The sequence below is a fragment of the Micromonospora rhizosphaerae genome (assembly GCF_900091465.1).
In the GTDB taxonomy this organism is placed as follows: Bacteria; Actinomycetota; Actinomycetes; order Mycobacteriales; family Micromonosporaceae; genus Micromonospora; species Micromonospora rhizosphaerae.
The window spans coordinates 1-9,780 of the sequence record NZ_FMHV01000001.1; the positions used below are offsets into that span (position 1 = coordinate 1).

Annotated in this window: 3 protein-coding genes and 6 pseudogenes; 2 read left to right on the forward strand and 7 right to left on the reverse strand. The window is 73.7% G+C overall.

Going from position 1 to position 9,780, the window contains the following annotated elements; translation table 11 throughout:
* The 3 genes and pseudogenes from GA0070624_RS00005 to GA0070624_RS00015 form a co-directional block, all read right to left on the reverse strand.
* A pseudogene (locus GA0070624_RS00005) lies at nucleotides 1-297 on the reverse strand (CDP-alcohol phosphatidyltransferase); the annotation flags it as partial.
* Between the two features lie 347 nt (nucleotides 298-644).
* Nucleotides 645-1,558 (reverse strand): annotated as a pseudogene (locus tag GA0070624_RS00010) (NUDIX hydrolase).
* 347 nt (nucleotides 1,559-1,905) lie between these two features.
* Entirely contained in the window at nucleotides 1,906-2,853 is a 948-nt protein-coding gene (locus GA0070624_RS00015; RefSeq protein ID WP_091335417.1) for an NUDIX domain-containing protein, read from the reverse strand.
* A 144-nt stretch (nucleotides 2,854-2,997) separates the two neighbouring features.
* Here GA0070624_RS00015 and GA0070624_RS00020 point away from each other — a divergent pair, with 144 nt between their 5' ends.
* Entirely contained in the window at nucleotides 2,998-3,411 is a 414-nt protein-coding gene (locus GA0070624_RS00020) for a PspC domain-containing protein (RefSeq protein ID WP_091335420.1), read from the forward strand.
* A 7-nt stretch (nucleotides 3,412-3,418) separates the two neighbouring features.
* Here GA0070624_RS00020 and guaA read toward each other — a convergent pair.
* Together guaA and GA0070624_RS00030 are read right to left on the reverse strand one after the other, a co-directional pair.
* A pseudogene (gene guaA / locus GA0070624_RS00025) lies at nucleotides 3,419-4,973 on the reverse strand (glutamine-hydrolyzing GMP synthase).
* A gap of 74 nt (nucleotides 4,974-5,047) precedes the next feature.
* Nucleotides 5,048-6,738, reverse strand: a pseudogene (locus GA0070624_RS00030) (FAD-dependent oxidoreductase).
* 204 nt (nucleotides 6,739-6,942) lie between these two features.
* On the opposite strand from GA0070624_RS00030, the gene GA0070624_RS36295 reads away from it, so the two are divergent.
* Nucleotides 6,943-7,995, forward strand: coding sequence for an LCP family protein (locus GA0070624_RS36295; RefSeq protein ID WP_281180930.1), 1,053 nt, complete (start codon nucleotides 6,943-6,945; stop codon nucleotides 7,993-7,995).
* Nucleotides 7,996-8,001: 6 nt separating this feature from the next.
* Here the strand turns inward: GA0070624_RS36295 and GA0070624_RS00040 are convergent.
* Together GA0070624_RS00040 and GA0070624_RS00045 are read right to left on the reverse strand one after the other, a co-directional pair.
* Nucleotides 8,002-9,404 (reverse strand): annotated as a pseudogene (locus GA0070624_RS00040) (M1 family metallopeptidase).
* Nucleotides 9,405-9,437: 33 nt separating this feature from the next.
* A pseudogene (locus tag GA0070624_RS00045) lies at nucleotides 9,438-9,780 on the reverse strand (IMP dehydrogenase); the annotation flags it as partial.

A 9,780-nucleotide genomic window follows, 5' to 3' on the forward strand; every position in this document is an offset into this window, starting at 1 on the left:
GCAGGCGTTCACCACGGCGAACTTCATCCGGCGGGCGGCCGTGCGATCACCCGGCAGCAGCGGGATGGACATCGGCGGCGCGTCGTCGACCGGCGACGTGGGGGCCAGCGCCGGGCTGACCGGCACCACGGCCTCGACCTCGGCGCGGTCGAACCGGTCGCGGCCGTACCGGCGGCGCTGCCGGTCGGTGTAGCGGTGGTCGGGCACGACCAGGTCGTTGCCGGGGACGGCGTCGACATCACGGCGACCCACCCGGACCAGCAGCACCTGGCGGGCAAACGTGCTGCTGCGGCGCAGCCGGCCCGCCCAGCGACGCCCTGCGGGGCGCGGACTGTCAGTCGTACGACGCCGGCGCCATGGGGCTCTCGGCACGCTTCCTCCATCACCGGATCGGCTGACCGCCACGAGGGCGGGTGTCCGGCTGTCTCGTGCCGGACCGCTTTCGGGCCCGGCAGCCGTTTGCGGAGTAACACCATTGCATAAGGGAACGGGGCTTGGCGATAGCTGCCGGCGGTACTTATATCTCCCTTAAACCGCGCGAACTGCCCTCATATTGCCATCTCGGGCGTCATCGCCCGTTTCCTCCGCCAATCCCAAGTCCCGACTGTACCGGAGGCGGCCCAGGTGGGCTCGACAAGTGGGCGCTACCACCCCGAGCGTCCGGTTGCCCGGGCCGCCACCTCGGTCATCCGCAGCCGGCTGACCCGCTCCGGAGCGAACCAGGCCGCCCTGGCGGTGGAGCCGCCGGCGAGTTCGGTCACCACCGCCTCGGTGGGGGCGTCCACCCGGACCCGGTAGATCACCCGGACCGAGTGCCAGTCCAACGGCCGTCCCTCGGGACCGAGCGCGGCGGGGTTGTGCAGGTTGTCGACGGCCATCAGGTCGACCACCCGACCGAGCTGGCCGGCCTCCTCGACCAGCTCCCGGAGCAGGCCTGCGGCCGGCTGCTCCCCGTGGTCGGTGCCGCCGCCGGGCAGGTGCCACCGCCCGGCCCCCGGGTAACCTCAGCGATCATGGTCAGCAGCACCCGGTCGGCCGGGTCGGTGACCAGCCCGTACGCGGCGAAGCGCTGGCGCCGGTCGGTGGCGGGCGGAGCGGCGTGCGCGGGCGGCAGGGCCCGGGGCAGGTCCCGCGGCAGGGGCGCCACCGGAAGCCCGAGCAGCTCGGCGGTGAACGGCATCAGCGGCACTCCCGCCGCCTCGTCAGGGGTGAACCAGCGCAGCTCGTCGCTGCCGCCGGCCGGCTCCGGGCGGAGCTCGCCTCCCCGCGCCTCGACGTCGAACACCAGCCGGTCGGTGTGCACGATGACACCGGCGTCCCGGAAGGTGGCCACGTCGGCCACGGCGTCCCGCACCCCGGTCACGCGGACGGCCAGCCCGGTCTCCTCGGCGAACTCACGCACCACCGCGGCGGCGGGATGCTCGGCGTGCTTCAGCCCGCCGCCGGGCAGCTGCCACACTCCGGGGTACGGGCAGCCGGCGGATCCTCGGGCCAGAAGTACCCGCCCGTCGGCGTCCCCCAGCACCCCGTACGCCCCGATCCGCCGCCGCTGCTCCACCAGCTCCCCCAATTCCCGCCTCCCGGCCCGTCCGGTTACCCCGTCGATCATGAATTTATTGCCCGCGAGGGTGTGGTGACGTTCGGGCTCATCGGTTGAGGGCGATCGCTACCCGGGGGAGCAGGGGGGTTACCCGCGGCCTGGCGCGGCGTTGTCGACGGCCCGGCGGCCGCACCGCGTCCCTCGGACATCGCCGGGCGGTCGGGCCCGCGGGGACGTGTCCCTGAGGAGCAATATGCCTGAGCGCGCCTCGCTCAGCTCATCGCGCCCCGACGAGCGCACTCACCACTTGCCCCGCCCATCCGGGTAGCAACCTCATCATCTTGGAAGCGGCGGGAGGGCGCGGGTCAGGTGAGTTGGGCGGCCTGGACGGCTTCGGCGGTGACCTCGGTCAGGCGGTCGGTGGGGAGGGCGCCGAGCTCCTCCCGGCGGAACCAGCGGGCCTCGCAGGTGGAGCCGCCGACGTCGACGACCTTGGGCGGGGCGGGCTGGTCGACGATCACCCGGTAGAAGGCGCGGACCCCGTGCCAGTCGATCGGGTAGCCCTCGGGACCGAGTGAGGCGGCGTCCCGGTGGCTGGCCACGCCGAGCAGCTCAACCAGCCGGCCGTTCTGCCCGGTCTCCTCCACCAGCTCCCGGATCAGCGCCGCGCCCGGCTGCTCGCCGTAGTCGGTGCCGCCCCCCGGCAGGTGCCAGCAGCCGGCGCCCGGGTAGCCGTCGGAGACCCGGGTGAGCAGCACCCGGCCCTCCGGGTCGGTGACCACGGCGTACGCCGCGAAGCGCTGCGCCCGGTGCAGGCCGTCGGGCCCGGGCACCGCGTAGAAGGAGGGGAACTCGGGGACCTCCTTCGGCACCACGTCGGCCGAGGAGGCGGGGAGACCCAGGGCGCGCGCGGCGAACGACCGCAGCGGCAGCTCCCGGGCCTCGTCGAGGCTGAACCAGCGGGCCAGGTCGGTCGGGCGGTCCACCCGGTCGGTCAGCGTCCCGCCCCGCACCGAGACCGTGTAGATCAGGCGGTCGGTGTGGATGGTGATGCCGCGCTCGGGCAGCGCCCGCATGTCGGCGAGGACGTCCCGGAGCCCGGCGACGGCGACCGAGAGCCCGGTCTCCGCCGCCGTCTCGCGGACGACGGTGTGGTTGGGGTCCTCGCCGTGGTCGACCGCCCCGCCGGGCAGGGACCACGCGCCAGGGGTGCCGGAGCGCTCAGATGCGTGGACCAGCAACACTCGGCCGTCTGGGTCAGCACAAACTGCGTATGCCGCGATCCTGCGGAGCGGCTCCAGCAAGGTGGTCACGGGTGAAAATTCTCCCCCGACCCGGTTACCGCCATCGAAAAGAGTCAGATTCCTGACACTAGGCTGGCACCTCAGGGATCGTTCAGGGTAGGAGTCCGGGCGGTCACCGAGGTCGCCCGCCCGCCGGCGCGGGACCGTGGGGACATGACCTTCACGAACGCCCCTCAGGCCCCGTACAAGCAGCTCCGGCGACCGGCCACCGACCGCATGGTGGCCGGGGTCGCCAGCGGCCTCGGCCGCTACCTCGGCGTCGACCCCACCCTGGTCCGGGTGGTCTTCGCCCTCGCCACCCTGGCCACCGGCGGGCTCGCCGCGCTGGCGTACCCGATCATGTGGTTCCTGATGCCGGAGGAGCCCGCGGGCGCCCCCGCCTGGCCGCACCCGGCGGGCGCCGCGCCGCACGGCTGGCCGACGCCGCCCGCGAGCCCGCCCCAGGCCGCCGGACCGGCCGCGCAGCCGTGGCCTACCGCGCCCGCCGGACCGGCGGCGGCGCCGGAGGCGGCGAGCACGCCGGAGCCGACGCCCCGGCCGCAGCCTCAGCCGCCGACGGCCGGGTGAGCCGGCCTCACTCCCACTCGATGGTGCCCGGCGGCTTGCTGGTCACGTCCAGGACGACCCGGTTCACCTCGGCCACCTCGTTGGTGATCCGGGTGGAGATCCGGGCGATCACCTCGTAGGGCAGCCGGGACCAGTCGGCGGTCATGGCGTCCTCGCTGGAGACCGGGCGCAGCACCACGGGATGTCCGTAGCTGCGCTCGTCCCCCTGCACGCCGACGCTGCGCACGTCGGCCAGGAGCACCACCGGGAACTGCCAGACGCCCCGGTCGAGACCGGCGGCGCTCAGCTCCTCCCGGGCGATCAGGTCGGCCTTGCGGAGCAGGTCCAGCCGCTCCTTGTCGACCGCGCCGATGATCCGGATGGCCAGGCCGGGGCCGGGGAACGGGTGCCGCCAGACCATCGCCTCGGGCAGGCCCAGCTCCAGGCCGAGCTTGCGGACCTCGTCCTTGAAGAGCGTGCGCAGCGGCTCGACCAGGGCGAACTTCAGGTCCTCCGGCAGGCCGCCGACGTTGTGGTGGCTCTTGATGTTGGCGGTGCCGGTACCGCCGCCGGACTCCACCACGTCCGGGTAGAGGGTGCCCTGCACCAGGAACTCGACGTCGCCGTGCGAGGCGATCTCCCGGGCGGCGGCCTCGAAGACCCGGATGAACTCCCGGCCGATGACCTTGCGCTTCTGCTCGGGGTCGGTCACCCCGGCGAGCGCGCCGAGGAAGCGGTCCTGCGCGTCGACCACCTTGAGCTTGATCCCGGTGGCGGCGACGTAGTCCTTCTCCACCTGCTCGGCCTCGCCGGCGCGGAGCAGGCCGTGGTCGACGAAGACGCAGGTGAGCTGGTCACCGACGGCCTTGTGCACCAGCGCGGCGGCGACCGCGGAGTCGACCCCGCCCGAGAGGCCACAGATGACCTCCTTGTCGCCGACCTGCTCCCGGATCCGGGCCACCTGCTCCTCGATGATGTTCTCGGGGGTCCAGGTGGGCTCGATGCCGGCGATGTCGTAGAGGAAGCGGGTGAGCATCTCCTGGCCGTGCGCGGTGTGCCCGACCTCGGGGTGGAACTGCACCCCGGCCCGGCGGCCGGCCAGGTCCTCGAAGGCGGCGACCGGCGCGCCCGCCGACTCGGCGGTGACGGTGAAGCCCTCCGGGGCCTCGGTCACGCAGTCGCCGTGGCTCATCCACACCGGCAGGTCGTCCGGCAGTTCGCGGAGCAGCACCCCGGCCTCGGCGCGGGCGCGCAGGGGGGTGCCCCCGTACTCGCGGTTGCCGGTCCTCGCGACCGTGCCGCCGAGCGCCTGGGCCATCGCCTGGAAGCCGTAGCAGATGCCGAAGACCGGCACGTCCGCCGCGAACATCCCGGCGTCGATCTGGGGCGCGCCGGGCGCGTAGACGCTGGACGGCCCGCCGGAGAGGATGATCGCGGCCGGCTTCTTCGCCAGCATCTCGGCGACCGGCATCGAGTGCGGGACGATCTCCGAGTAGACCTTCGCCTCGCGCACCCGGCGCGCGATGAGCTGGGCGTACTGGGGCTCCGAAGTCCACCACGAGGACGGGGCGAGGCGTGCTCATGTGCAGAAAGCCTACCGACCGTGACGCCCCGCCCGGCCGTTGCCCGGGCGGTGTCCGCGCCGGTGTTGCGCGGCTCACCCCCGCAGTGCACCGGGGGCGTCCGCCGGGACCGCCGGGTGGCGCGGGGAGACCGGCTCCAACCGCCGGTACGCCTCGCCGAGCGGCGGCCGGGGATCCGGTTCGCCCTTGTTCGGCCAGAAGGCCATGGCCCGTTCCGCCTGGGCAGTGATGGTCAGCGAGGGGTTCACCCCGAGGTTCGCCGAGACTGCGGCGCCGTCCACCACGTGCAGCCCCGGGTGCCCGTAGACCCGGTGGTACGGGGTCGATCACCCCGTCGTCGGCGGTGGCCCCGATCACCGCCCCACCGAGGATGTGCGCGGTCATCGGGATGTTGAACGGCTCGGTGAGCGCACCGCCGGGCGTACCGCCGATCTCATCGGCGAGCAACCGGACCGCCTGGTTGCCGGCGGGGATCCAGGTCGGGTTCGGCGCGCCGTGGCCCGGGCCGGAGACCAGCCGCCGGCCGAACGGCCCCGCCGCCAGCGGGTGGTGAGCGAGTTGTCCGCCGACTGCATCACCAGGGCGATCACGGTCCGCTCGGACCAGCCGCGGACGGAGAGCATCCGGGCGGCCAGCCCGGGCTGCCGGAGGATGCTGCCCAGCCAGCGCCGGACCCGGTGTGGGCCGCCGTCCACCAGCAGCGACTGGAGCAGCCCCATCGCGTTCGAGCCCCGGCCGTAGCGGACCGGTTCGATGTGGGTCTGCGGGTCGGGGTGGAACGAGCTGGTGATCGCCACCCCTCGGTGAAGTCCAGCCCCGCTGCCGGGCCTGCTGCCGCGGCACCGACGCGCCGAGGATGGCCTCGGAGTTGGTCCGGGTCAGCTCGCCGAGCCGGGACGAGAGCCCGGGCAGCGCGCCGGTCGCCTTCATCTCGTGCAGCAGCCGCTGGGTGCCGAGCGCGCCGGCCGCGAAGACCACCTGGTCGGCGTGGATCACCTGGCGCCGCCTGCGCAACCAGGCGCCGGTGCGCTCGGTGTGCACCTCGTATCCGCCATCGGCCGCGGAGCGGACCACGGTGGCGGTGGTGAGCGGGTGGACCTGGACGTCGAGCCGCTCGGCCAGCCAGAGGTAGTTCTTGACCAGAGTGTTCTTCGCGCCGTGCCGACAGCCGGTCATGCACGACCGCAGTGCGTGCAGCCGGTGCGCGCCGGCCCGACGCCGCCGAAGTACGGGTCGGGCACCCGCTCTCCGGGACGGCCGATGTGCACGCCGACCGGGGTGGCGTGGAAGGTGTGCCCGACCCCATCCGCTCGGCCACCGTGCGCATCGCCCGGTCCGCGCCGGTGGCGATCGGGTACGTGGTGACGCCGAGCATCCGCTTCGCCTGGTCGTAGTGCCGGGCCAGCTCGTCGCGCCAGTCGGTGATGCCCCGCCACTGCGGATCGGTGTAGAACGCGTCGAGCGGCTCGTAGAGGTGTTGGCGTAGACCAACGAGCCGCCGCCCACGCCCGCGCCGGAGAGCACCATGACCCGCCGCCGGCCTTCCGGTCCGCCGAGCGGAGCAGCGTGATCCGCTGGAGGCCGTAGCAGCCCAGCTTGGGGCCCAGAGGAAGCGCCGCGCCCGCCAGGAGGTCTGCGGGAACTCGTCGTCGGCGAAGCGCCGGCCGGCCTCCAGCACGCCGACGGTGTAGCCCTTCTCCGCGAGCCGCAGCGCGGTGACGCTGCCGCCGAATCCTGACCCGATGACGACCACGTCGTACCGCATGAAGGCATCATTACCGACCGGTAGCAGTCGCGCCAGCGGCAGTTTTCCGCGATCATGCAGGACGCGCGACCGACCCGGAGCGCGCCGGGCCGCAACCTGAAGTGCCCGTCGGAGCGTGTCCAGATACGGGGAAGGGGGCACCGATGCCCAGGTGCACGAACGGCACGTCGACGCTGGCCGCTGGGGCTGGCGGCCCTGCTCACGGTGCTCCTGGTCGCCTCCGGCGCGGTGGTGGTCGGCAAGTTGCTCTCCCGGTCCGCGCCCGCCCCCGGCCCGGTCGCCGGCTCGGCCACCCCGGCGCCGGAGACGAGTGCCCCGGCCAGCCCCACCCCGCCGCCCGGCGCCGACATCACCGGGCCGCTGAACTTCCTCATCGTCGGGGTGGACACCCGGGTCACCGTGCCGGGCTGGGAGCCGCACGCCGACGCGGTGATGGTCATGCACGTGGAGCCGGGGCTGAAGCGGGCGTACCTCTTTTCCCTCCCCCGCGACCTGGTGGTCGACATCCCGGCCTACCCGAAGTCCGGTTACCGGGGCGGCCGGACCAAGCTCACCCATGCGATGAGCTACGGCAGCCGGGTGCCCGGCGACAAGGCCCACCCGAGCACCGCCCAGGGTTACGAGCTGCTGCGCATCACGGTCAGCCGGTACACCGGGCTGCGCATCGACGCCGGCGCGGTGCTCACCTTCTTCGGCTTCGACCGGCTGATCGACGCCCTGGGCGGGGTGGACCTCTACATCGACCAGCGGGTCGCCTCGATCCACCGGCGCCCCGACGGGCAGTACCGGCAGCACACCGCCGGCGGGTACGTCGGACCGCAGATGGTCTACGAGAAGGGCACCCGCCACCTCAACGGCTGGCAGGCGCGGGACTACGCCCGGCAGCGCTACATCGCCGGGGGTGACTACGCGCGGCAGCGTCACCAGCAGCAGCTGATCCGGGCGCTGGTCCGCAAGATCCTCGACCAGGGGCTGGCCCGGGACCCGGACCGGGTCCAGCAGGTGGTCCGCGCCCTCGGCAAGACCATGGTGTACGCCGGTGGCGGCACCCGGCTGATCGACTTCGCGTACGCCCTCGGCGGGATGCCCGCAAACGGTCTGGTCCTGGTCGGCCTCCCCGGCAGCGGGGTGGGCAAGGACGGCGCCTACCGCGGCGAACAACTCCGCCCGGTCGCCCGCCAGTTCTTCACCGAACTCCGCGCCGGCCGCGCCGAGGCGTTCCTCTCCAGCCACCCGACCCTGCGCGTCAAGACCTGACCGAGGTCAGCGGGGCTTCGGCTCGGCGGGGCGCTCGGCGCCGTAGAGCCAGGCGTCGAAGAGCGGACGCAGCGGCCGGCCGGCCACCCGTTCGGCGTACGCGACGAAGTCGGCGGTGGTGACGGTGCCGTCCCGGTGCTCGGCCGTCCAGCCGCGCATGATGCGGAAGAAGGTGTCGTCGCCGACCGCGCGGCGCAGCGCGTGCACGGCCAGTGCCCCGCGCTTGTAGACGGCGTCGCCGAACATCGCCGGCCGGCCCGGGTCCACCGACGGCTTGGTCCAGTCGGTCGCCGCGTACTCGGCGATGAAGGCCTCCGCCACGGGGCGTCCGCCGTCGTGCTCGTCCCAGAGCCATTCCGCGTACGTGGCGAAGCCCTCGTTGAGCCACAGGTCGCTCCACCGGGCCACCGAGACGCTGTCGCCGAACCACTGGTGGGCCAGCTCGTGCGCGACCACGGTGGTGTTCGGCCGACCGGCGCGGAAGAAGCCCGGCCCGTAGACCGGCCGGGACTGGGTTTCCAGCGCGTACCGGATGCGCTCGTCGGCGATCGCGATGCCGCCGTACGCGGCGAACGGGTACGGCCCGAAGCGGTCGGTCAGGAAGTCCGCCACCTCCCCGGTCCGGGCGATCGAGGCGGCCGCCGGCCCGTCCGCCGGCAGCCCGGCGGCGACCGCGGTGACCATCGGCTTCCCGGCGTGCGTACCCGTCGACACCCGATAGTTCCCGATCACCAGCGTGGTCAGGTAGCTGGCCATCGGCGATCCCTCGGACCAGGTCCAGGTGGTCCAGCCGCCCCGGCTGGTCCGCCCGCGCAGCACGCCGTTGCTCAGCGCGGCGAGTCCGTCCGGACGGTGATCTCCAGGTCGTAGGTGGCCTTGTCGGACGGGTGGTCGTTGACCGGGAACCAGGTGCTGGCCGACTCCGGCTGGCCGAGGGCGATCGCGCCGTCGGGCGTGGCGAGGAAGCCGCCGCTGCCCAGCTCGCCGCTGGGCAGCGGTCGCGGCACCCCGGCGTACGCCACGTCGACGGTGAACTGCCTCCCCGACGGCAGCCCGTGCGCCGGGGTGACGACCAACTCGTTGCCGTCCCGCCGGTGCCTCGCCGGGGCGCCGTCGACGCGTACCTGATCGACGGTGAGGCCGGCGAGGTCCAGGTTGAACCGGGACAGCCCGGTGGTGGCGGTGGCGGTGACGGTCGCTTCGCCGGTGAGCCGGTCGCTCGCCGGGTCGTAGCGGACCCTCAGCTGGTAGCCGGCCACGTCGTAGCCGCCGTTGCCGGCCCCCGGCACGTACGGGTCACCCGCGTCGGCCGCCCCGGGGTGGAACCGCTCCTCGTCCGCCTGGGTGCACCCACCCAGCACCAGCGCCCCGACCAGCGCCGCCGCGCACCAGCCCCGACCCCACCTCACCGGCTGAGCCTAAGCCGACGAACTGGGTCGAGGTCAGCGGTCAAGGACGAGGCCGACCTTCTGGAACTCCTTGAGGTCGCGATAGCCGCACTTGGCCATGGCCCGGCGCAGACCGCCGAACAGGTTGAGCTGGCCGTCGGGCTGGTCGGCCGGGCGAAGAGGAGCTGCTCCATCGGCCGATCGGCTCGTTCGCCACCTCGAACGCGCCGCGCGGCAGCGACGGGTGGCTGGCGGCCGAGTGCCACCAGGCGCCACCGGCCGGTGCCTCCTCGCAGAGCGAGAGCGGCTCGCCGAGCATCACCGCGTCGCGCCGCAGCCGAGCGCCTTGGCGATGTCGCCGGAGGTCCGGATGTCGCCGTCGGCGATCAGGTGCACG

What these genes read in the sequence shown, in the direction of transcription:
- GA0070624_RS00020 (WP_091335420.1), top strand. Translation starts at nt 2,998, where the DNA reads ATGACCTTCACGAACGCCCCTCAGGCCCCGTACAAGCAGCTCCGGCGA.